This window comes from Curtobacterium sp. MCSS17_016 (assembly GCF_003234255.2).
Classification (GTDB): Bacteria; Actinomycetota; Actinomycetes; order Actinomycetales; family Microbacteriaceae; genus Curtobacterium; species Curtobacterium flaccumfaciens.
In genome coordinates, this window is the sequence record NZ_CP126254.1 from 1,605,853 (window position 1) to 1,628,356 (window position 22,504).

General features: G+C 68.1%; 17 protein-coding genes. 6 read left to right on the top strand and 11 right to left on the bottom strand.

The window, feature by feature from the left end:
- Positions 1 to 11 precede the first annotated feature (11 nt).
- Together DEJ19_RS07655 and DEJ19_RS07660 are read left to right on the top strand one after the other, a co-directional pair.
- Positions 12 to 362, top strand: a complete 351-nt coding sequence (locus tag DEJ19_RS07655) for a DUF2200 domain-containing protein (RefSeq protein WP_111233510.1) — start codon at positions 12 to 14, stop codon at positions 360 to 362.
- Positions 359 to 1,162, top strand: coding sequence for a hypothetical protein (locus tag DEJ19_RS07660; protein WP_111233511.1), 804 nt, complete (start codon positions 359 to 361; stop codon positions 1,160 to 1,162). The genes DEJ19_RS07655 and DEJ19_RS07660 overlap by 4 nt, the downstream gene beginning before the upstream one ends.
- A gap of 59 nt (positions 1,163 to 1,221) precedes the next feature.
- Here DEJ19_RS07660 and DEJ19_RS07665 read toward each other — a convergent pair whose 3' ends face one another.
- Entirely contained in the window at positions 1,222 to 2,676 is a 1,455-nt protein-coding gene (locus DEJ19_RS07665; protein ID WP_111233512.1) for a glycosyltransferase family 2 protein, read from the bottom strand.
- The gene (locus DEJ19_RS07670; protein WP_111233513.1) at positions 2,673 to 4,043 is read right to left on the bottom strand and encodes a glycosyltransferase family 4 protein; all 1,371 of its coding nucleotides are present in this window, start codon (positions 4,041 to 4,043) and stop codon (positions 2,673 to 2,675) included. Before DEJ19_RS07670 ends, DEJ19_RS07665 begins: the two co-directional genes overlap by 4 nt.
- 168 nt (positions 4,044 to 4,211) lie before the next feature.
- Between DEJ19_RS07670 and DEJ19_RS07675 the strand changes: the two genes are divergently transcribed.
- Together DEJ19_RS07675 and DEJ19_RS07680 are read left to right on the top strand one after the other, a co-directional pair.
- Positions 4,212 to 5,033, top strand: a complete 822-nt coding sequence (locus DEJ19_RS07675; protein ID WP_111023116.1) for an ABC transporter permease — start codon at positions 4,212 to 4,214, stop codon at positions 5,031 to 5,033.
- On the top strand, positions 5,030 to 5,758 hold the full coding sequence (locus DEJ19_RS07680; protein ID WP_258377424.1) for an ABC transporter ATP-binding protein: 729 nt from the start codon (positions 5,030 to 5,032) through the stop codon (positions 5,756 to 5,758). The genes DEJ19_RS07675 and DEJ19_RS07680 overlap by 4 nt, the downstream gene beginning before the upstream one ends.
- A gap of 41 nt (positions 5,759 to 5,799) precedes the next feature.
- Here DEJ19_RS07680 and DEJ19_RS07685 read toward each other — a convergent pair whose 3' ends face one another.
- The 4 genes from DEJ19_RS07685 to DEJ19_RS07700 all read right to left on the bottom strand — a co-directional run bounded on the left by DEJ19_RS07685 (position 5,800) and on the right by DEJ19_RS07700 (position 13,104).
- The gene (locus DEJ19_RS07685; RefSeq protein WP_111233514.1) at positions 5,800 to 7,473 is read right to left on the bottom strand and encodes a glycosyltransferase family 61 protein; all 1,674 of its coding nucleotides are present in this window, start codon (positions 7,471 to 7,473) and stop codon (positions 5,800 to 5,802) included.
- 81 nt (positions 7,474 to 7,554) lie between these two features.
- Positions 7,555 to 9,147: a polysaccharide pyruvyl transferase family protein gene (locus DEJ19_RS07690; protein WP_111233515.1), complete on the bottom strand. Its 1,593-nt coding sequence runs from the start codon at positions 9,145 to 9,147 to the stop codon at positions 7,555 to 7,557.
- A gap of 78 nt (positions 9,148 to 9,225) precedes the next feature.
- Entirely contained in the window at positions 9,226 to 10,395 is a 1,170-nt protein-coding gene (locus DEJ19_RS07695) for an acyltransferase family protein (RefSeq protein ID WP_284176597.1), read from the bottom strand.
- Between the two features lie 21 nt (positions 10,396 to 10,416).
- A complete protein-coding gene (locus DEJ19_RS07700; protein WP_111233517.1) occupies positions 10,417 to 13,104 on the bottom strand; it encodes a bifunctional glycosyltransferase/CDP-glycerol:glycerophosphate glycerophosphotransferase in 2,688 nt (895 codons plus the stop codon).
- A 141-nt stretch (positions 13,105 to 13,245) separates the two neighbouring features.
- On the opposite strand from DEJ19_RS07700, the gene DEJ19_RS07705 reads away from it, so the two are divergent.
- Together DEJ19_RS07705 and DEJ19_RS07710 are read left to right on the top strand one after the other, a co-directional pair.
- Positions 13,246 to 14,922, top strand: a complete 1,677-nt coding sequence (locus DEJ19_RS07705) for a glycosyltransferase family 2 protein (protein WP_181441559.1) — start codon at positions 13,246 to 13,248, stop codon at positions 14,920 to 14,922.
- A gap of 41 nt (positions 14,923 to 14,963) precedes the next feature.
- On the top strand, positions 14,964 to 15,665 hold the full coding sequence (locus DEJ19_RS07710; protein ID WP_181441560.1) for an SGNH/GDSL hydrolase family protein: 702 nt from the start codon (positions 14,964 to 14,966) through the stop codon (positions 15,663 to 15,665).
- Here the strand turns inward: DEJ19_RS07710 and DEJ19_RS07715 are convergent, their stop codons facing one another.
- From DEJ19_RS07715 to DEJ19_RS07735, 5 genes are all read right to left on the bottom strand, one after another.
- Complete coding sequence (locus tag DEJ19_RS07715) at positions 15,666 to 16,718, bottom strand: glycosyltransferase (protein ID WP_111233520.1); 1,053 nt, start codon at positions 16,716 to 16,718, stop codon at positions 15,666 to 15,668. It lies immediately after the preceding gene.
- A 22-nt stretch (positions 16,719 to 16,740) separates the two neighbouring features.
- The gene (locus tag DEJ19_RS07720; RefSeq protein ID WP_181441561.1) at positions 16,741 to 16,896 is read right to left on the bottom strand and encodes a hypothetical protein; all 156 of its coding nucleotides are present in this window, start codon (positions 16,894 to 16,896) and stop codon (positions 16,741 to 16,743) included.
- Between the two features lie 102 nt (positions 16,897 to 16,998).
- Positions 16,999 to 19,653 (bottom strand): glycosyltransferase, encoded by a 2,655-nt coding sequence (locus DEJ19_RS07725; RefSeq protein ID WP_111233521.1) that lies wholly within the window; start codon positions 19,651 to 19,653, stop codon positions 16,999 to 17,001.
- On the bottom strand, positions 19,653 to 21,107 hold the full coding sequence (locus DEJ19_RS07730) for a glycosyltransferase family 2 protein (protein WP_111233522.1): 1,455 nt from the start codon (positions 21,105 to 21,107) through the stop codon (positions 19,653 to 19,655). Before DEJ19_RS07730 ends, DEJ19_RS07725 begins: the two co-directional genes overlap by 1 nt.
- Positions 21,104 to 22,462 (bottom strand): rhamnosyltransferase WsaF family glycosyltransferase, encoded by a 1,359-nt coding sequence (locus tag DEJ19_RS07735; RefSeq protein ID WP_111233523.1) that lies wholly within the window; start codon positions 22,460 to 22,462, stop codon positions 21,104 to 21,106. Before DEJ19_RS07735 ends, DEJ19_RS07730 begins: the two co-directional genes overlap by 4 nt.
- Between the last annotated feature and the right edge of the window lie 42 nt (positions 22,463 to 22,504).

Below are 22,504 nucleotides of genomic sequence, written 5' to 3' on the forward strand. Positions count from 1 at the left end.
GAGCAGCGACCATGGCCGGTCACCGGATCTTCGGGACGCCCGTCGCGGACGTCTACGGGCACTACCTGGCGAAGGTGGAGCGGAAGGGCCACACGAAGGCGGAGCTCGACACCGTCATCGAGTGGTTGACCGGCTTCGACGACCGGGCGCTCGCGCAGCACCTGGCCGACCGGACCACGTTCCAGGACTTCTTCGCCAGCGCGCACCTGAACCCGAACGCCCCGCTGATCACCGGGGTGATCTGCGGGGTGCGGATCGAGGAGCTCGACGACCCGCTCATGCGGCAGATCCGGTACCTCGACAAGCTCGCCGACGAGGTCGCCAAGGGCCGGCCGATGGTGAAGATCCTGCGGACCGCGTGACCGACGGCCAGCCGGCACCACCGGACCCCGGAGTGCTCGCCGCGTTCGGTGCGGGAACAGCCACACCGGTGCCACTCGTGGGCGGCCGCGGCCGCTCCTGGCGGGCGGGCGACATCGTCCTCCGGCCCCACGACGGTGCGCTCGTGACGGACTGGCGCGCTGCGGTGCTCGCGGACCTGGGCCACACGTCGGCGTTCCGGACTCCGAGACCGGTGCCCACTCGCGCCGGTGCCTGGCGGTGCGGGGAGTGGGAGGCGTGGGAGTTCGTCGCCGGGGCAGCTGACGAGACCCGTGTCGACGACGTCATCCGAGCGGGTCGGGCCTTCCACCGCGCAGTCGCCGGCGTCGGGTGCCCCGCGTTCCTCCGGACGGCCGACCCCGAGACCGACGACCCGTGGCGTCGCGCCGACCGCATGGCCTGGGGCGAGGTACCACTGCCGACCGACCCGACCCTCGACCGCCTGGCCGCGGCGTTCCGTCCCGTCCACGCGCCGGCGCAGTTGATCCACGGGGACCTGCTGGGCAACGTCCTGTTCGCGGAGGGACTCGCGCCCGCGATCATCGACTGGCCACCGTACTGGCGTCCGGCCGGCACGGGAGCCGCGATCGCTGCGGTCGACGCGGTCTGCTGGCACGGCGTGTCCGTCGACCGCCTCGACGATCTCGGCGAGGGCGAACACCATTGGCGGCAGCTGCTCCTGCGCGCCCTCGTGTTCCGGATCGCCACGCTGCACCTGCTCGGTGCGTTCGACGTGGCCAGCATCGCGCGACACCGCGCGGTCGTCAACGCACTCGCGTGACGGACGGGAGGCCCGTGGCGGCGCCGCCACGGGCCTCCCGTCCGCTCGTCGGTCGTCGCTCAGGCGCCGCGGCCGGCGATCGCGCGGAGGCGGGCGACGATGCGCGGGTTGCGCGCACCGAACGTGAGCGCGGCGAGGCGTCGGACCGACACCGTCGCGCGGTGCACCAGGAGGCCGGTCGCTTCGGCGATGTCCGAAACCGCGTGCCAGCGAGCACGCAGGGACGCCGGGTCGATCTCGTTCGCGGCGGCTGTGCGGACGAGCCGGACGAGGTCGTCCCCGTCACGCCAGCTCGTGCTCTGGTTCTCGAAGCGGCGCAGGATGCGGTCGATCGCCGACGCACGGTGGTTCGCGACCGCGTGTGACCACCGGACGTCCTGCGACACGGGGTCGACGAGGATCCAGCGGGGAGCGTTGGCGTTGAGCGCGGAGAGCTGCGCGAACGTGGTCAGCGCACCGAGCGCGACCGCGACGTCGAAGATCTGCCGTGGCCGGCCCCCGACGGCGATCGCAGCGCCCGGGAACGCCTCACGGGCGTCCCGGATCTGCGACTTCGCGACGATGACCGTGACGACGACGTCATCCGGCGCTGCAGCGAGGGTGCTGCGGGTCCGGGCGATGACCTCGTCGGTCAGGTCGGCCGGGAGGTGCAGCGCCACGCGGACGACGTCGTCGTCGGGCAGGAACGCATCGGCGAACACGTCGACGGCGTCACGGTACCGGGCGAGGAAGAGCGCGATCGCGCCTCCGTAGAAGGGGTAGCGCTCGAGCAGGATGCGCTCGTGCTCCAGGCGGAGTGACGGGCCGCGATCCCCGCTGAAGCTCGTCGAGCCGGTGTGCAGGACGAGCGCGCGGTTCGCCAACACCGAGGTGAAGCCGTGCTCGTTGATCCGCAGGCAGAAGTCGTTCTCCTCGCCGTAGCCGGGGGAGAAGACGTCGTCGAACAACCCGAAGCGCTCGACCATCTCGCGCCGGATGAGGAAGCAGAAGCCCATCGCCACCGGGGCCACCGTGTGCCGCGGGAGCAGGTACTTCGTCCGGCCGTGCAGCTCGCGAGTGCGGCGCGGTGCGAGGCTCGCTCGCGGGTTCCGCCGCGCGTAGGGGAAGGACGCGATGGTGGCGTTGTCGCTCCTCGCACACACGACACCGATCGAGTCGTCCGAGGCCTGGACCGCGGTCATCTCGTCGAGGAACCCGGGCATCGGGACGGTGTCGCTGTTGAGGAGCAGGACGTCGTTGCCTGTGCGGTCGAGGTCGAGGACCGCTCGGTTGCAGTTGCCGACGAAGCCGAGGTTCCGGCTGTTGCGCGTGTACTCGAAGCCCTCGTGGTCACCGACGAGCTCGAGCACCCGGGCCTCGATCGTGTCGACCCGGGGACCCACGTCGTTCGCCAGGAGCACGCGGTCGACAGAGAAGTCGACCGTCTCGAGCAGTGCCTCGATGCAGCGCTCGAGACCGGGGAGGTCGTCGTAGATCGGGACGACGATCGTGACCGGACGACGGTCGCGCGTCATCGCCGAGCCAGCTTCCGGACGACGACGCCCGGCCGGGCGAGGAGTCGGCCGACGGCCCCCGAGCGGGATCGCACGCGGCTCGCGAGGAGTCCGACGGCGGCTCTGGCGCTCGTCGCACCGAGCGAGGCGTACGCGCCGGGCAGCTCGAACCAGTAGCGCGCCGCCTGGGGGAGCCGGTAGCCCTCGGTGCCAACCAGCGCGACCAACCGTGCGATGGCCGCCGCGTTGTCGTGGCCCGCACCCGTGACGGTGGCGAGGCGTTCTGGTGCAGCCGCACCGTGCCTCCTGGCCGTGTCCGGGTCGGCCGCGTACGCCGCGAGGGCGTCAGCGAGGGCGTTCGTGTCGTCGGCATCGACCAACGCGCCGGTCACACCGGGCTCCACGAGTTCCGCGCTGCCACCCTGGCGCGTGGCGACGACGGCCTTGCCTAGCGCCATGTACTCGGCGGTGGTGCGACCGAAGGCCTCGATGGTTGACGGTGTGACGCAGACGTCGGCCCTGTGGATGAAGGGCGCGGGCGTGTGCTGCTCGCCAGCGAAGACGACGTGCTCGGCGACACCGAGCGCGCGGGCGTGATTGGTGAGCCGCTGGTCCTCACCCGGGTGCTTCCAGCTCCCGACGAAGCAGACGCTCGCGGTCACGCCTCGTCGGCGCAGCGCGCCGAGCGCATCGACGACGCGGTGTTGCCCCTTGGACTCCTCGACGCGGCCGAGGACCGTGATCCGCAGGCCGGGTTCTGCCTGCGGGAAGGGGGCGACGGCAGGCGTGTCGTCCTTCGTCGCCAGGAGTCGGCTTGTGTCGACCGCCGGGTAGGCGACGGAGAGCTTGCCGGCGGGGATGTACTGGGCGAGGTGCTCGCGCATCGCCTCGGAGTTGGTGACGACGGCGCCGGACAGCAGGCCGATGTCACCGAGGACACCCGCGCGCCCGGTCTGGAACTGCAGCCCGTGGTCGAGGTCGCCGTACTCACGGACGAACCACGCCTGCGGGATCCCGAGGACCGCGGCGGCGAACGACGCCCACGGTGCGACGAGGGTGTTCGTGACCACCAGGTCCGGGCGCTGCCGCTCGTACAGACGGATGATCGCGTTCACCGCGGCGTAGTCGACGGTGGCGAACGCGGCACGTTCTGCGGCCGGAGCCGGCTGCGGGCTCGGCAGCGCCCACCCGCGGAACCGCAGCGCGTCGTAGGACCAGCCACGCTCGTCGAGGGCATCGATGAACTTGCCGCGCGGGGCCTTGGTGATGAAGGTCGGCGTCATGGCCGGGTCCTGCGCCTGCCAGTCCTCCACGAAGCGGATGAGTGACCGTTCCGCCCCGCCGAGGTTCACCGGCGCGGTGGAGTGGTTGGCGAAGCTGACGATCACCCACCAACCCTACTCAGGTTTCACCAGGTGTTCGTCTCCGCGGCACCCGCAGCGGACATGCGTCACCGAGTCGAACGTGGCAAGTGCAACCTTTGTGCGAGAATGTCTCGTCCCCGAATCCCTGTGAGGAGCGCTGCGTTGCGCCCCGGAGGAGCCTGCACCCGAAGCATGACGTACCTGAACGAGCTCATGTCGTCGCGGGAACTCCTGGCGAACCTCACCGCCCGCGAGGTCAAGGGCAAGTACCGCCGCACGGTCTTCGGGCAACTGTGGTCCCTGATCAACCCGCTCGCGACGATGCTGATCTACACGATCGTGTACTCGTTCATCTTCCGGGCGCGACTCGAGGTCGGCGACCCCAGCGGGCTCAACATCTACCCGCTCTGGCTCATGTGCGGGCTGCTGCCGTGGATCTTCGCGCGCAACGTCATCAACTCCGGCATGACGTCGATCGTCGCCAACGGCTCGCTGATCAAGAAGGTGTACTTCCCGCGGATGACGCTGCCGCTCGCGGCCGTCGGGTCCTTCGGGTTCACGTGGCTGGTGGAGATGGGGGTGCTGCTCGTCGCGCTCGCGATCGCCGGGTCGAACTTCTGGCTCTACCTGCCGCTGATCGCCCTGACGATGGTGTTCCTCGCCATGTTCTCCGCCGGCCTCGGGCTGATCCTGTCGATCATCAACGTGCACTTCCGCGACATGCAGCACCTGGTCGGCATCGCACTGCAGATGTGGATGTACCTGTCGCCCATCATCTACCCGCTGTCGCTGGTCGAGGACGCGGCGGACAAGGCCGGGCACCCGTGGATCATCCACGTGTACAAGCTGAACCCGATCGAGCGGTTCTCCGAGGTCTTCCGGAACCTCATGTACGACAACCGCCTCCCGAACTGGACCGACCTGGTCGCGTGTGCCATCGCCGGGTGCGCCTCGCTCGCGATCGGCTACGTCGTGTTCTCCCGCAACGAGAAGAAGCTGGCTGAACTCCTGTGAACGACTCCGCCGTCTCCGTCGAACACGTCTCCAAGCGCTTCCGCATGTACCACGAGCGCAACGACTCGCTGAAGAGCATGGTCATGCGCGGGAAGAAGTCGGTGCACGAGGATTTCTGGGCGCTGAAGGACGTGTCGTTCGAGGTGCCGCAGGGCAAGACCTTCGGGCTCATCGGCAAGAACGGCTCGGGCAAGTCCACGCTGCTCAAGTGCTTGGCGAAGATCCTCTGGCCCGAGGAGGGTTCGATCACCGCCCGCGGTAAGCAGGCGTCGCTGCTCGAGGTGGGCTCCGGGTTCCACCCCGAGCTCTCCGGTCGCGAGAACGTGTTCCTGAACGGCTCCATCCTCGGGATGAGTCGCAAGGAGGTCACGCGGAAGTTCGACGACATCGTCTCGTTCTCCGGTGTCGGGCACTTCATCGACCAGCCCGTGAAGAACTACTCGTCCGGCATGTACGTACGCCTCGGGTTCTCCGTCGCGGTCGCTGTCACGCCGGACATCCTGGTGGTGGACGAGGTGCTGGCTGTCGGCGACGCCACGTTCCAGAAGCGCTGTCGAGAGAAGTTCAAGGAGATGAAGCAGGAGGGCCGCACGGTCATCCTCGTCTCACACTCGATGAGCACGGTCAAGGACATGTGCGACGAGGTGGCGTGGCTCGACCAGGGCAACCTGAAGATGATCGGCAAGACGAAGGAAGTCGCCGCCGCGTACAACAAGACGGTCTGATCGCGGCCGCATGGCCGATCGAGTGCCGACCGGCCTCCGCGTCAGGAGATGACGCGTTCGAGATCAGAACGATTGACTGTGAAGTCGAAGTCCCACTCAGAGTTGTAGGCCTCGCCCGAGAATCGATCCTCGGGCTGTTCGACGTCGGGCTTCGACCAGAAGTAGTGGATCTCTTCGGTCAGCAGCGAAGCGAAGAGGTGTTCGTTCCTGCCGGTGTTGGACTCGTGAGACAGCACGATGACCTTCTCCAGGTGCTCGGCGAAGAGCATGTTGTACATCCCGCCGCCGGCGAACCCGGCCACGACCGCGGCGTTGCCGAACAGGTCGACTCGCTCTTCCACGCTGACCGCGTCGACGTCGACGACTTCGAAGCCGCGCGTAGCGAAGAACGTCTCGACTTCCGACGCGTTCCGTGGTCCTGGGGTCTCCGCCGTGCGGCCTCGCGTCACGAACAACTTCTGGGGTGTCGAAGTGGCTGGACGAACGAGAGTGCTCCGCACGCTCCGCCAAACGTCGCGGGTGACCGGATGAGCGAAGTGGCTACCTCCGTTCTGCCAACCTTGCGACGCGCTCACGAAGGTCCCAACCGAGACATTGCGGTGTTCCCAGTGGATGTCGTCCGCGGAGAGCCCGTATCCCTGGAGAACGGTTCGCTCGATGAGCGGCTCCCAATCCGGGGACGGGATGCGGTAGAAGGCTCGAAGCGATGGATCACGTTCTTTGGCTTCTCTCCATCCCCAGAGCTTCGGCAGCGATTCGGTGAAGAAGTGGGCTTCGTTGCCCGGCGCTGAGTTCGTGAGGTCGTAGTAGGTGCCGTCGAGGTGGACTGCCTCGGCGTCTCCTGATCGCACCACGGCGATGAGGTCGTTGATGTTCCGGAGTTGCGTGCTGTGCGTGCGCCATGGGTGCTTGAACGAGCTCGGGAGCACAGTCGAGGTGTTGACGGCGAGCATGCCGTCCTTGATGTCGGTACGGCCTCGGAATTCGCGAAGCGTGAGTTCCGGGTACGTCATTTTCTGGGCTGGGAGGCGCGCTTCAGATGTCGAACCGTGAGACGACGCCTGCAACGATCCAGAAGACCTTCCACCTGGGCGCGAACCGAGCAGACGAACGTTGTTCGCACCGAGTCGTGTTGGAAGGAAGGCGAGCGCATCGTCGTCCTTGATCTTGACGAGGTGTTCAACTTCCTTCACCGTGACGGAGTACTTGTCCGACTGGAAGGTGATCCCTGCCGATCGCTGGAGCTCTCGGATCTCACGAGGATTGATCCGTCGCGACGTGAGCGCCAGGACTGCCGTGTCCCACGGAGTTCGCTCGGGGAGCCTCGTGGTGACAAACGAACCCCCGGGTGCGACGTGGAAGAAGAGCCGCTGCCACCGCTGTAGCTGCTCCGGGATGGACGCCGCTTGCTCGTCGATGACCGCTGCTACCGGTCCGACAGTGGTCAGGTAATCGGCCATTTCGCTGTTCGAACTGGCCACCACCGTCGTGACGCCGTCGAACGAATCCGCGGCATCGGCCACCGAGATCACGTGGAGCCGGTACTGGAACGCCTGACGCCATCGAGGGAGCGTGCCTGACGACCCCTCCCCGGCGATGAGCACCACCGGACGCTGCATCGTTTGCAGATCCTTGATGTGGTCGTTCAGCTGAGCGTCTTTGTCGGAGTTCCGTCGTCGGTCGCGCTGGTTCTTGTTCGAGACGGTTCCAAACATGGTGACGAGGTTATCCAATGGCGTTCGAGATCATTGACGGGCGCTCCGGAGCGCCCGATGATCTGTGTGGGGAGACGAGGATCATCGTTTGAGCGCCCTCTTGAGGGAGGTCACCGCGTCGGCCACGCGAACCAGACGCCGTGATCGTTCTTCGGTCAGCTGCCGGCGAAGACTCCGAATGATCCGGCCGCGCTCGGCGATACCGGCTTCAGCGAGATCTCCACGCTCGTTCGCCAGCTTGAGTTCGTTACGGAGATCGCCCTCGGTCCGGCGCGCCGCCTCCAGTGCAGAATCTGCAGCGATGGCGGTCTCGGCAGAATGGGCGCGCTGCTCACGTCCGCGGCGCTCTTCTTCCCAAAGGCGATGGGTGACCGAGAACACGGCTTTCAACGGTGCGTTCCAGGACAGGCCCTCGGTCCAGGAAGGGACGTCTCCGGTCGGCACCAGAGTGTGACCTTCACCGCGGAGGACGTCGACGATCGCATCCCACCAGACGTTCTGCTCGGCCTTCCGGGCAGCGACCGTCGTCGACATGTGATCGGTGAATGACTGCCGATTGGCGTCGATGTCGACGAGGATGCTCTCCATGGTGCCGCTCTCGACCGCGTCCACCGGCATGGCGAACCCCTCGAGCCCGACGTTGCGGAGCGCACCGCGCATCCGAACGGAGGAGTAGTACGAGGGAACGACCGTCAGGGACGGCACGCCTGCGGACGGTCCGAAGACCGCAGGGTGGTACCGACTCGACAGCGTCAGCGTTGCACCCTTCGTGAGCGCCACCAGCTGTCGAGCTGTGATCATCGGCAGAGCTTCGAGACGGCCAGAACGCGAGCGGCGGAGGATCTCCTCGTGCGTTCCGATGTCGTGTCGTCGGCGATCGTCGTGCAGCGAACCAGCGTGCGGCACGAGCAGGACGCGGGCGTCGTACCGGTCACCGAGGCTGTCGAGTTGCATCGCCAGGAGGCGGTAGTACTCGTCGTCGTCGAGGTGCGTGCCCTTGGCATGCCCGGCGAAGCTGCCGATCACGTACCGATCGGACACGTACTGCTCGACCGCCGCATGATCGGCATCGGAGGCCGTGAGCATGAGCGCGTCATCCATGCAGTGGTGCACCTTCGAAGGGTCGACACCCAGACGCAGGAGGAGTGAGCGCGTGTCCGATTCGCGAGCACCGATGAGGACCGCGTAGTCGAGAATTTCCTGCAGTAGTGCGCGATCCCCGTCCACGATGTCCGGGCCGATCGTCTGGCTCGTGAGTGCGACTGGCTTGCCGAAGTGCTTGGCGATCCGAACCATCGACACCCGCTCGAACATGTGCTGGACATGTCTTGAGTTGAGGTTGCCACCGCCCGCGATGAGGACGGCATCCGCCCGCGAGATCGCGGTGATCGCGTCCTTGGCTTCACCGGCGTCGTCGATGAACGACGCCAACTCTTCATCGAGCTGCGCGAGCCGGGCCTCCATCCGGGCACGAGACCATCGGCCAACGAAGCCGATCCTCGAAACCGCAGGCACCTGGTAGAAGTCGGCGGCGATGTCGGGGGTGCCGCCGGTGACGGTGATGTCGGTGATTCCACGTGCCCGAAGAAGTTCGATCGCGGCGTCCGTCATGGCCTCATCGCCGAGGTGGTAAAGGTCTTTCCAGCCGATGTCGCCGACAACTACGATCTTCATTCGTCTGATCCTACTTCGTGTGTGAGTTTGCTCAGCGTGAGTGGCAGGGCTTTGGTGGCGAGCCGATCCAGGGACGAGCTACCGAGATGTTGAGCGCGGAGCGCTCTCGACGGTCGTCGGCGGCGCGTCTCCGAAACCCTTGCGGATGGCTCGTCGCAGTGCGGGTCCGCCGCGCCGCTCGACGAGGTAGTGCACTCCGATGGCGAGCGCCAATGACACGAGGGTCGCGAGAGTCGCCGCAGGCACCCATCCGAGCTGCTCAGTGTGACGGATGACCGCCCATCCGATCTGTTCGTGCAAGAGGTACAGGGGATAGGTCAGGGCGCCGGCGACGGAAAGCCATTTCCAGCTCACTCGTCGCAAGGGTGTCAGCGTCACGAGCGCAACGAGCGCGTAACAGAGGAGAACACCGCCCCATGCGGCAGTCGAGGGCACACCCGCTCCGCTGGTGCTCGAGATCCGCGCCGCGAGCTCTGGGGCGGACGATGCGAACGCCATGAGGACGTCAGCGGCGAACGCGAGCCAGAGGACGAGCGAGTGCCCCTCACGCACGATGACGAACAACAGCATCCCGCCGGCGAACAATGCGGCGTGCTGCCAGACGAGGGCGTAGGCGAGGAAGTCGAGATGCGTCGTTTCTGCGATCGCGCCGACGACTGGCCACAGGACTGCGAAGCAGATGATCCGGTTCTTGGTGATCCCGACCAGGATGAAGAGCGCCATCAGCGCGTAGAAGCGCATCTCGACCCAGAGCGTCCAGTACACACCGTCGACGTGGGGGACCGCGAAAGCAGATTGGACCATCGTCAGGTTGACGAGGACACGGCTCGTCATGAGGTTCGCGCCGTCGAGTACGAGAACCGCCGCGGTGAGCAGGACGCACACCCAGTAGGCGGGGAACAGCCGCGCGACCCGAGAGGCGGTGAAGTCTGGCAAGGAGCGGTCCCACGCCGTCATCAGGATCACGAAGCCACTGATCACGAAGAAGAGGTCGACGCCGAGGACGCCGTACTTCGTCACGTCGAAGAGTCCGGGGGCGCGCTCAGCGACCGGCACCGTCCACGCGCTCGTTTCGCGCGCCGTGTAGTGGAATGCGAGCACGACGAATGCCGCACCGAAGCGCAGACCGTCGAGGAGGCCGTACCGGTTCTTCGCTCGTCCGTTCTGGGTGCGTCGGAGCAGGGGAGGAGGGGCCGTTTCAACCATCAGCTCGGTGTGCCTCGTTCTTGTGGTGGGGTGTGATCGCACCCGTTGATCGGTGGTGTGTGCTCAGGAACGGCTCAGCGATGGGGCGTCCGGCACCGCGATCTGATCCATCGGCGATGGCAGACGCTCTCCGCCGTACACGGCCTCCATCGCGGCGATGACCCGTTCGCTGCTCCGACCGTCGCGGAGCGTGAACGTTGTGAGAACGCGCGCCCGGTACGGCTCAGCGAGCTGCCAACCCTGCTCTGCGCTTGCTTCGATCGCGGCCAATGCGGCTTCGATGTCGGTCGCGACCGGGCCGAAGCCGTCGCGGCCGTAGTCGAAGTACCCGCGCCGACCGATGTGCATGCCGTTGAAGAACTCCGCTGCGTCGAACTGGAAGTACACGACGGGCACGTGGAGGAACGAGGCTTCGAAACCGAGCGAGGAGTAGTCGGTGAGGACGAGCGACGCCCTCGCGAGCACTGTCTGGACGTCGGTGTCGTCGTAGCCGCGAAGTTCGACGTAGTCCGGGACATCGAACTCGTCGAGGTGCGGTTTCATGTTCGGGTGCGGCATGAAGATCAGCTTCTTGCCGGTCGCGGTCGCCAGCTCTCGGAGCCGCGGTGATCGGAGCAGGGCTCCGTACTGCTGTGCGTACTCACTCGTCGCGAAGTTCGTTCCCTTTGCCCGCGCGTTCGAACCCGGGATGGACGCACCGAGGAGCGTCTGGCGCCAGGTGGGCATGAACACGATCGCGTCGCGCTCCTCCTCACTTCGGTCAGCGCGCTTCGCGAGCAGCGCGTCGTGCCGAGGAAAGCCGGTCAGTACCGTCTCACGGGACGTGAACGAGAACGGGCCGTCACAGGCGATCGACTGCCATTCGGGCGGTGTCGCAGTCACGAATACGTCGATCGGCTTGATGTTCAACCAGCGCGACAGGTCGTCCTTGGTGATGCCGTGCTGCAGGAAGGTGAACTTGAAGTGCGACTTGCCGTAGCGCCAGGCCTCGAGCGGGTGGATGACGTAGTGATCGATGTGGGACGACGCGAGGTGGTCCGCGCTGAGGAGCAGCGACACCCATTCGGCGGATCGGTAGGGGACCAGCCGGAAGCCTTCGGCGGCGAGACGGTCCCAGTCCGGCGAAGCACGATCCAGGATGAACCACGAGTTGATGTCCGGACGGTGACGGGCGACGTGGCGGTACAGGTGTTCTGCATTGTCGCCAGCGTGGGTGTCCTTGTCCATGAACGCCCACGCATGCGCGAAGCGGTCGCGTGTGGAACGGCGATGCAGCGCTCGCGACGTCCGAGCATCTTCACGAGCTCGCTTCGAGAGGTACTTGCTGACATCGGCGCGGACGCGCCTAGAGAGGGCTCGGGTTCGATCCGACAGCGTCTCCTCGGGTGCCCCGAGACGACCCGCCGCTCGGCGACGCTCGTCGTGGATGATCGGCGCGAGGTCCCGGATCGTGATCGCCTGAGTGTGTCCCCACTGCTCATGCCGCACGCTGGACAGGGTCGTCCCTGCCACCCGGACCACTGTGCGGAGCCCGCGCTTCAGCCAGATGTGTCGTCGGCGAATCGTCACGCGACCGTAGAACTCGAAGTCTTCGGTCTTCGCATGCAGGGGGGAAACCTCGGCATCGTCGACGACGAACGTCTCGGGGAGGTTCGGTCCGGAGAACCAGTAGGTCAGATGGGTCTCCTGGCGGAGCTCGTCCACTTCGTTGACGCGAACGTAGTCAGGCATCGAGTCGGTGCTGCGGTAGCCCTCGAGGAACGTTCGCTTGATCGAGAACTCGACGCCCATGACATTGAACTCTCGAATAGCGTCCGCTGAGATGTACTGGAGGATCGCGGCGACGAGTTCGTGGAAGCGGGGAAGTGCATCGGCCGGAGCGGCAGCGGTGATCGACCGGATCTTGCGTTCGTTCTTGTAGTACCAGAAGAGCTCGTAGAGCAGCACGTTCTCGAGCCACCGCGGCACGGCCCCGAGCTCACGCTCCGCGAGCTCGAGCAGGGTGAGGTATCCCTGCTCGAGGAGCGTCGTGTACTTCTCGGGCTTGAGGTAACTGACCTGGACCAGGGAGCTACCGTCGGTCCTGGTCCGGTAGTGGTACTTGGCTGATGCCAGGAGCCCGAGCTTGTGCGTGTTCGACAGCATCAAGTACCGAGCGATGAAGTGCCCGTCCTCGAAGTTTGGCCGGACCTCCGGGTCGAAGGTGAGCTCCAGCTCCCGGATCAGGTCGAGACGCATGAACGACGAGTTCGCGCTCATGTGGACGAGAGGTTCGCTGTGCAGGTCAGCGATACGGCTGCCGGCCTCGAACTTCTTGCGCAACGGATGGGTGTCGTTGAGTTCGCCGGTGGCCTCGTCCCAGACGATCTGGTGGGTGCCGAGGAGGCTGAGATCAGCGCGATCGTGGAGCCGGATGAACTTGACGACCTCGGCGAAGTACGTCGGAGCAAGCTTGTCGTCGGGGTCTGGGAAGGTCACCCACGTGCCGGAAGCTCGGGACATTCCCACGTTCCGAGCGTTGGAGAGACCCGCATTTTGCTGGTCGACGACCACCACGCGGTCGCGTCCGTTCGCCCAGCGTTCGATCGCGCTGAGTGTGTCATCGGTCGATCCGTCGTTGACGAAGACGAGTTCGACATCCTCGAGTCCGTTGACCTGTTCGTCGAGTCCGCCGAGGAACTCGGGGAGGTATCGAGCGACGTTGTAGCTCGGGATGATCGCCGTGATGAGCGCATCTGACTTGCCGGGCAAGCGTGGACCTTTCGCGTTCGAGCACGCGACGAATCCCCCTCGGCGCGCGGAAAACGAGCCCTGGGGCTCAACTCACGAGAGATTATCAGGCATCCGGAGGCTCTTCGGACGTGGGTCGTTCTGTGTTGGTACCGTCTGCTGGTGTCCGATCCTCAACCGGCGTTCCCCGTACTGACCGTGATCGTCCCTGCGCGGAACAGCCGGCCGTGGATTGGCGAGCTCGTGGAGAGTGCCGTTTCCCAGCGTGGTGTCGATCTTGAGCTGATCGTGCTCGACAACGGCTCGATCGATGGAACCGCCGAGTTCGTCGAGGCACTGGCGAGCGACGACGAGCGGATCCGCCTGATCCGCTCGAGCGCATCGTCGGCAGCAGCAGCCCGGAACAAGGGTCTACTTGCTGCCCGCGGAGAGTACGTGGTGTTTGCCGATTCGGACGACTTGGTGCCTGACGGTGCGTACAACTCGATGCTCACGTCCTTGCGGGCCTCCGGCTCCGACATGGTGATCGGCAATCACCTCAAGTTCTCCGCAACGGCGACGTGGAGTCCGACGAAGCGGTGGTATGGGTTCGATGCGGCGAGGACAGCCGTTGCTCCGCGCGAGCTGCCTGCCCTGATGTCCGGCCGCGCCTGCTGGAACCGCATGTTCCGTCGCTCGTTCTTGGAGCGGGCCGAGATCCGGTTCCCCGAGATCGCGAGCGTCGAGGACATCGAACCCATGACGAAGGCGTTCATCGCGGCGCGCTCGATCGACGTCGTTCCGGACTGCGTGTACCTGTACCGCGACCGGGGCGATTCGTCGTCCTTGTCTCGCCGCTCGGACGTTGATGTCACACTCCGGTACTTCGAGCAGGAGCATCGTTGTGCACGCCTGGTACGCCACGATGAGGTGCTCGCGCGCCAGCACGCCGAGATCGTGTTCGACGCGGACGGGTGGGCGCACCTGTCTCGTTTCCTCGTGAGCGACGACGGAACCCGGGCGCCCGATCGGATCCTTCGAGCGGCGAAGGACCTGGCCGAGGAGATGCCACTCGACGTGCTCGAGACGGCTGCGCCGGAGCGGCGTGCGCTTTGGATGCTCGTCCTCAGTGGCGCGGCGTCCACCGCGGGGGATTTTGCTCGCGGGATGGCGAGCGCGTCCTCTCGCGAGCGCCTCGCGGCGTGGTTCGACGCGATCAGTGCCATCCGAACCGTCGACGAGGGCGTCGCTGCCCGGCTGACGATCGACGGTCTCGTACCGCACCTGGTGAACACCGCAAGCGAGGTCGACGAGGAGTTCATCGAAGGCCTCCTCCCGGAGGTGCGCGACCTCGACCTGCCTGCAGGCTCGTCCGAACTGCTCCGTGCGATGGCCGGCGCGATGTCCGCCGAGCGAGTGGATCTGATCATGCACGTCTCCTCGCTCGCCCACAGCTTGCCCTTCGTGGTGTCCCGGGCCGATGGCTCCCCGATCGGGCTGTCCATCGAGGGAGACTTCAACGGCCAGCCGAAGGATCTGCCCGTCCGCCTCGAGTTGTCACAGCCCGGCGGTGGACAGGTGCGCCTCCGCTCCGTCCGGACGGGGGCTCACCTGGAAGCAGAACTGCACGCAGCCGACCTCGAGGGTGGTCGGTACTCCGTGGACCTCGTGCTCGACGGAGTCTCGGAGCGCTTTCCCACAGTCACCGCGCGCATGCCCCTGCCGCCCCTCGGCGACGAGCACCCGATCCAGCCCCTCGCCGACCGCACCGACGGCTGGCGCTTCCTCATCGATCGACGGGGACCGCGTCCTAGCGGCCTCAAGCAGAAGCTGACTCGTGCCCTCCGGATGGGTCGCTGACCGGTTCTCGAACTCGACGAAACGTCATGCACACTGGTCACGTGCGTCGCCTCCTCACCACCGCGCTCTTCCTCGGGCTGCTGGCAGTGCTCTCGGCCGGCGTCATCGTCGAGCCGTCGTCGCGTGACACGGTCGGCACGCATCCCATGCCACAGGCTGCCGATCCGAGCGCTCGCTGGCGATCGCTCCGGGTTGCGATCGTCGGCGACTCACTGAGTGCAGGGCGATCGCGTTTCCTCGGGAACGGGCTCGACGACGAGACCTGGATGACGTACGCGGTCGGCGACGGCATCGAGTTCGTCGGCGGCTGGGCCCGCTCCGGAGCAACACCAGATGAAATGGCGAACGCTGTCCGACCGATCGCGGACGTCGACGTCCTCGTGATCCTGGCCGGCACGAACGCGGTTCGGATCGGGAAGAACGTTGCCGACGAAGCGGCTTCGTACGAGCAGATCGTCGAAGTGATCCAGCCCGAGCACGTCATGGTGTCATCCATCCCGCCATACGACGCCCACGGTTCTGCAGCCTTGACTTACAACGAAGATCTGCACGAGTTCACCACGCGGAAGCGATGGTCGTGGATCGACCCTTGGGACGCTGCCCGCGACGGACTCGGCTGGACTCAGGGCTTCAGCACGGACGGGATCCACCCAGCAGGCCCGAGACAGTACGCGGTGCTCGGAGGGTCGTTCCGGAAGCGCATCATCGAGGCGTCTCGACTGCCACGAGGGCTGGATGTCTGATCAACGGCAGGTCTCGTCGAGCAAATCCGCGTAGCGCCGCGACAACGCGAAGGGCGCCAAGCGCTGACTGAACTCGGCCGCGCCGTCGGCCCCGAGCGCAGGCTCGGTCAGCAGCGCGGCCAGCGACGCAGCAGGGCTGCTGGTGTCGAACCAGCGGACCCATCCCTCGGCTCCGAACTCGTCGCGGAGGTGCGTCTCGTCCGGCAGTACGGACGGCACGCCGAACGACGCCGCGAGGTGGAGACTGCCTGAGTTGAGGACGCGGCGGTACGGGAACACTGCCGTGTCCGCGGCGCGGAACCACCGTTGGACGTCGCCATCGTCGACGTGCTCGTGCTCGCGGACCGCACGCACGTCGTCGCCGAGCAGTTCGTCGATCTCGGCGCGGTCCTGTTCAGAGGTCCTCCCTGCGAGCAGGAGCACCGGTCGGGCGACTGGCTCGATCCGTCGCACGGCGTCGACGAGGACGTCGAGGCCCTTGTACGGGCGCATCTGCCCGAAGGCCAGGAGGGTCCGTTCGTCGTCCCCGAGGCCGAGGGACGCTCGGGCCTCGGCGCGCGACACGGACGACGGGTAGACGCCTTGGTAGCTGGGGTGCGGGATGTGCGTGACGCGGGAGGTTTCGAGCTCGTAGAACTCGGCGACGGCCGAAGGTGTCGCGGCGTTCATGACGTGCACTGCGTCCGCGACGTCGGCCAGGTAACGGTTGAGTTCGAGCTCGAGTTCGAGGTGCCTGGCGTCGTGGGGGAGGACGTTGTGGATGGTCCACACGAGACGTGTGCCTCGTGCGCGGGCCGCGTCGACGGAGGTCCGGAACCGGTCGAGCCGTAGTCGTGCTTCGTCGAGGTCGTCCTCGTCGCGCTGCACGATCGGTGCGGTCCAGTGCATGTGGAACACGTCACCAGCGCCGAAGCGGCCGAGGTGCTGTTCGAGGTGCTCGAGGCGCAGGCTCTCGAGGACGTTCCAGCCGCGGGCCCTCGGGGCCAGCAGCATCAGGTTGAGGTAGGGGTTGTCCCGGTAGGCGGGGAACACCAGGAGGGATCGATCGGGCACTGCCCGATCCTACGGGCCGACGTCAGTCGAGCGTCGCGACGATGTACTCGGCCTCGTGCAGGACCGAGCAGAACGCGTGTCCGTCGTGGTCGAGCGCGTCGCGCTTGCGGATGACTGCGCTGCACACCACGCACTTGGTCGTGAAGGTCGACCGCATTGCTTCCGAGAGGAGCGACATACCCGGAACTCTGCTCCGCGAAGGTGAACGCTCTGCGGCACACGACCATGAGGACGGTGAACATGTCCGAAGAATCAGCCCCGGACGCGAGGGAGCCTCGCGTCAGAGCGCACGCGCGACCTGCGCAGCATCGTCCCCGGCCTCGACGACCACCGCGAAGTCCCCTTCCGTCACGACCTGCCCGGCACCGAGCCACACGATGTTCCGGGCACCCGGCTGCGGGACCCACGAGACGGACCCGCCGTCCGCGCCGCCGCTGACCAGCACGGTGATGTCGTCGAGCCCGCTCGACCCCCGGTACCAGGACGTCGGGACGTCGACCTGCACGGTGTGTCCCGCCGTCTCGAGCGCGGACAACAACGCGGTGACGTCCGCCACCCGTGACCCGTCGTGCTTGAGAGCGACCCGAAGACCGGACGCACCGGAAGCACCAGCAGCGCCGGCGCCCGCCGAACCGGAACCACCCGCAGCACCCGCAGCATCGGAGCCGCCCCGGACGACGACCGGCCGCGACGACCGCACCATCACCCGGTGCCCCTTCGGCAGCCCCGGCTCGACACCGAGGTACCGGAGCCCGGCCGCCTCGTAGCGCTCCGCAGCGTCCGCCGCTGGGTACCGCCCCCGCCAGCGCTCGTCGAACACCCGCCGGTTGTCGACGCGGGCGTCGTCCCGACCGGGGGAGCGGCTCTCGTGGTGCACGACGACCGAGGACGGCACGACGACGAACGCCGAGCCATCCGGTGACGACGCGAGCGCCCGCAGGCACAGGTCGACGTCCTCGAGTCCGTTCGCGAACACGGGGTCGAACCCCTGCCAGCGGATCAGGTCGGCGGCCCGGAACGCCGCAGCCGCAGCCGTGATGGCGGAGAACCGCGGAAGCCCAGCAGGCCGCGTAGCCCCGCCCCCGAACGCCCGGTCGGCATCGTGCCGCGGGTGGTCGCCGAGGAAGTGCCACGGCAGCACCTTGTCCCCGCCGAACACCGTGCCCGCGGCCTGCACGACACCGTCCGGGTACAGGAGCAGCGGTTGCGCGCCGAGCACCGTCGGGTCGTCGAGCGCCGACACCAGCGGCCGCAGCCACCCGGTCGTGACCTCGGTGTCGTTGTTGAGCATGACGACGGTGCCACCGCGGGACCGGGAGAGCCCGAGGTTGCTCCCGAGCGCGAAGTTCCGGTTCCGGTCCTCCCGCTGCAGGACCACGCGGGACTCGTCGCTGAACCAGGCGCCGAGGATCGCCGAGACGGATCGCGGAGAACCGTTGTCGATGAGCACGACCTCGATGCGGTCACCGTCGTGGTCCGCCGCGGCCAGCACGGCATCGACGGCGCGCCGGGTCATCGTCCAGTCGCGGAACACCGGGACGACGACCGAGACGAGTCCGGTGTCCCGTGTCGGTGCTGCGGACGCCAGGGCGTCCCAGTCGATGCGGTGGCGGGCGAGCGCGACCTCCTGCCACGACGCGGGCTGGGCGGAGGAGACCCGTCGCTGGTCCCGCACGTTGTCGTAGTCGACGCCGATGACGGGCACGTACGCAGGCACCCCGAACCGCTGCCCGATGCGGAGCAGCCACTCCCAGTCGATCCAGCGTCGGAGCGTCTCGTCGAACGGGCCGACCCCTGCGGCGACGTCACGGCGGACCACGAGCGCGTTGAGGTCGATGAAGTTGCCGGCGAGCAGGTCGTCGAGCGTGCCGTCCTCGCCGCGGTACGTCTCGACGGGCGCGGTCCGGTCGTCCGCGTTGTTCGCGCCGACCATCCGCAGCCCCGTGTGCACGGCGGGCCCGTCGGTCTCGAGCAGAGCCGCGAGGGCCGCGGTCAGGTGTTCGGGACGCCAGGTGTTGTCGGCGTCGAGGAACGCGACGAAGTCGCCACGCACGGCCGCGAGTCCGGTGTTCCGGGCGGCGCCGGCACCGCCGTTCTCCCGCTCGAGGAGCCGGATGCGCCCGTCTTCGGCAGCGAGCCCGCGCACGACGTCGACGGTGTTGTCGCCGGACCCGTCGTCGACCACGAGGAGTTCCCAGTTCGTGTGCTGCTGCCCTCGCACCGAAGCGATCGCCGCACCGACCACGTCGGCGCGCCGGTACACCGGCATCACGATCGACACGAGCGGTTGCTCCGCGTCGCGCCGCGCGACACCGCGCGGGTACCGGCCGAGGGCCTCGGCGACCTCGGGCCCGTCCCACGTGGACCGGTAGCGCCGCCGGGTGCGGTGCTGCGCACCGGCGAACGCGCGCGCAGCGGCGACGGCTGCGTCGCGTGCGGCGGCCCAGGTGGGAGCGTCGCCACGGCGGCCTGGAGGCACGGGGAGCGTGGTCGCGTCGGTCGCGTTCCGCAGGAAGTGCCGGAGCGCATCGAGCGTGGTCGCCGGGCGGTCGGCTCCCGGCACCGAGGCGGCGTACACGCCTGCGTCGAAGAGCGGCCCGGTCTGGAAGAGCTCGGGGCCCTCCTGGTGCAGGGCGTCGTACCAGGACATCGCGGGGACGGGCTGGTGCTCGCGCATCCACTCGTGCTCGATGAGCGGGTGCAGCGAGAGCCCACGCTGCCCGTCGTTGTGCACGTAGAACGCGACGGCGTCGGCGTCGGTGTCGAACGTCCGTCCGGTCTGTGCCTCGAAGTACGCGCGGTCCAGTACCTCGAACTCGGCGATCCGCCGGGCCCAGCGGTCGAGCCGGTCGGTCACGGTCAGTGGTCGGTCCGGGCCCCGGAAGGGTCGGGCGAGGCGCCGTGCGACGCGGCCGATGCCCTTCGCCTCGGCCATCAGCGGCGCCCCGGCAGTCGTGCGGCGACCTTCGCGATCGCCTGGCCGGTGCGGAAGGACCTGCTCGCGCGCAGGCCGGTGAGCTCCCGGCGCAGGCGCACGACCTCGTCCGCTGCGCTGGCCGCGGCGACGTCGGCGGCCGTGAGGTCGAGGGGGAGCAGCGCCGCCCACCGACGTTCGAGCGCGTCGGCCGTGCCCGCGAGCGGGGCCGTCAGCGCATCCTCGATGCGTGCACGGGCGTCGGTGACCGCGCCCGGTGCGACGACCACGGCGAAGTGGTCCACGACGGCCGCGAGGGTGTCGGCGCCCGTCCGGTGCGCTCGCGACGACCACGGCACCGCGTTCTGCGCGGCCCGCACGACCACCAGGTGGAGCGCCCGCCGGTTGGCCGCGACGACGTCCGCGGGCGCCGGGTCCACGAGCACGGCGACCGTGACGAGGTCGTCCGGGCTGGGGTCTCCGGTGGTGACGGTCCACGCGGCCGGTGCCGACGTACCGGCGGGGAGCCGGGCCTCCAGGTCGAAGCCGTCCCCGAAGGCCGCGTCGACCTGGCGGACGAGCGTGTCGGCGTCCTCGACGTGCCGCAGGTCCACGGCGAGCCGCGGGCGCTGCCCCGAGGGGACGAGGACGTCGGCGAACCGCTCGGTCGCCGTCATGCCGTGCCGCTGGTACGCGGCCACTGCGTCCGGCAGGAACGGGTAGCGACCCTCGAGCACGCGCTGGTGCGCGGCGCGCAGCGCGCTGCGGTTGCCGGAGAAGCTCTTGCCGCCGGCGTGCAGGACCAGCGCGCGGTTGGCGATCTTGGCGAGCCAGCCGTGGGCGGCGATCCGGAGGCAGTAGTCGTTCTCCTCGCCGTAGCCGGGCGCGAAGGCCTCGTCGAACAGACCGTGCTCGGCGATCAGCTCGCGGCGGGTGAGGAAGCAGAAGCCCATCGCGACGGGCAGGACCTGGGACACCGGGAGCAGCGGTGCGAGCTCGCCCCAGACCCGTCGCGTGCGGTCCTCGGTGCGGGCCGTACCCCGGTTGGTCAGGCGGTAGGGGATGCTCGCGATCGTCGCGTTGTCACTGCGCGCGGTCACGACGCCGGTGCGGTCCTCGTCGAGGACCGCGAGCATCGCGTCGAGGAACCCCGCCGTCGGCACGGCGTCGCTGTTGAGGAGCAGGACGGCCTCGGTGCCGGCGTCGTCGGCGCCGCGGTCGAGTTCGTCCACGGCACGGTTGCACGTGCCGACGAACCCGAGGTTGTGGTCGTTCCGCTCGTACCGGAACCCGGGGCGGTCGCCGATCCGGTCGAGCAGCGCCCGCTCGATGGTGTCCGCCTCGGGCCCGCAGTCGTTGACGAACAGGGCGCGGTGCCGTTGGGTGTCCAGGTGCTCGAGGAGCCCGTCGACGCACCGCAGCAGGGAGTCGAGGTCGCCGTACACGGGCACGACGACGAGGGTGGAGCGGGTCATCGGTCGGACTCCTCTGCTTCGAGTGCACGTGCGAGGGCGTCCACGGCGGTCTCCAGCGGGCCACCGAGCACCCCCGCGGCCAGGGGCACGTGCCCGGTCGGGCCGTCCGCAGCTGCCTGCCGGACGGCGTCGGCGACGGCCAGGCCGAGGGAACGGGCATCGGCGGGGACCGCCTCGAGGTTCGGGTGCAGGTGCGCCCGGGTGCCGCGGAACTCGTTCGTCACGACACGTGCGCCGGACACCGCGCCGTCGAACGGTGGGTGGCTCGGGTGCGGGCTGTGCTGGAGCGACAGCACCACGTTCGTCGATGCGATGAACCGGAAGTAGTCGTCCCAGGGCATGGTGCCGTGCGAGACGAGCTTCACGTCGCCCCGGCCCCCGTCGAGCTCGACGTCGCCGTGCTGTTCACCGGCCGAGTGGAACTCGACCCGGATGCCGTCGTCGGCCAGCTCCTGCACCGCGACCCGCAGCGCGGCGACGCCGAGGCGGAACAGGTTCCGGTGCTTGCTCGGACGGCCGTAGAAGAGGACCCGGACCACGTCCTCGTGCCCCCGGGCAGCGGCCACGCGTTCGAGCAGCTCGAGGTCGAGGTGCGGTGCGAAGGTGTGCTCGGAGGGGACGTCGAGGCCCTCGACGTCGGCCAGGTACCGGCGCAGCGGCTCGGAGTTCACGAGCATCCGGAAGCCGGCGCGGTAGGTCGAGGCGGCGACCGCGTACTCGGTCGACCACGGGCTGAAGCCGGGTTCGTAGTCCTGCACCAGGTACACGACGCGGTGTCGGGGGACGACACCGGCGGTGACGGCGACGTCGATCGGGTGCGCGGTCTTCCAGTGCGTGGCGACCCAGACGTCGTCGCGGCCGAACTCGGTGTCCAGGACGTCCTCGCGCCGGACCACGCGGACGCCGGGACGTCCGTCGACCCGCGACTCCGGGAACCGGTCGGCGACGAGCGCCTCGGCTGCAGCGGCACTGTTGCCGGGTGTCGTCCACCGGACCATGACGACCCGGACCCGCCGGCCGAGCCGGTCGCCGAGCGCGAGTGCGACGGCCAGGGCGGTCTGCACCCCGGCGAAGGCGGCACCCTCGCGGAGTTCGTCGACCACGAGCACCACCTCGGGATCGCGGTCCACGGTGCGGATGCCGGCGAGCGACAGGCTCGTCTCCACCAGGCCGTCGAACGGGCGCGCGGCCAGCGGCGCACGATCGCGTTCCCGCCGAGCCACACCCACGTCGACCCGGGACACCGTCCGGCCGAGTCGCTCACGGACGTCGTTGCGGTAGTGGCCGTCGCGTGCGTACCGCTCGTTCACCCGGACGAGGTCGCTCACGAGGCGCCGTGCCTTCTCGAAGTTCATCAGCCCTCACGTTACTGGGCGTCGGCGTTCGGCTCGGTAGGA

What these genes read in the sequence shown, in the direction of transcription:
- DEJ19_RS07655 (WP_111233510.1), top strand. Translation starts at nt 12, where the DNA reads ATGGCCGGTCACCGGATCTTCGGGACGCCCGTCGCGGACGTCTACGGG.
- DEJ19_RS07665 (WP_111233512.1), bottom strand. Translation starts at nt 2,676, where the DNA reads ATGACGCGCGACCGTCGTCCGGTCACGATCGTCGTCCCGATCTACGAC.
- DEJ19_RS07675 (WP_111023116.1), top strand. Translation starts at nt 4,212, where the DNA reads ATGACGTACCTGAACGAGCTCATGTCGTCGCGGGAACTCCTGGCGAAC.
- DEJ19_RS07685 (WP_111233514.1), bottom strand. Translation starts at nt 7,473, where the DNA reads ATGTTTGGAACCGTCTCGAACAAGAACCAGCGCGACCGACGACGGAAC.
- DEJ19_RS07690 (WP_111233515.1), bottom strand. Translation starts at nt 9,147, where the DNA reads ATGAAGATCGTAGTTGTCGGCGACATCGGCTGGAAAGACCTTTACCAC.
- DEJ19_RS07720 (WP_181441561.1), bottom strand. Translation starts at nt 16,896, where the DNA reads ATGTCGCTCCTCTCGGAAGCAATGCGGTCGACCTTCACGACCAAGTGC.
- DEJ19_RS07725 (WP_111233521.1), bottom strand. Translation starts at nt 19,653, where the DNA reads ATGGCCGAGGCGAAGGGCATCGGCCGCGTCGCACGGCGCCTCGCCCGA.
- DEJ19_RS07730 (WP_111233522.1), bottom strand. Translation starts at nt 21,107, where the DNA reads ATGACCCGCTCCACCCTCGTCGTCGTGCCCGTGTACGGCGACCTCGAC.
- DEJ19_RS07735 (WP_111233523.1), bottom strand. Translation starts at nt 22,462, where the DNA reads ATGAACTTCGAGAAGGCACGGCGCCTCGTGAGCGACCTCGTCCGGGTG.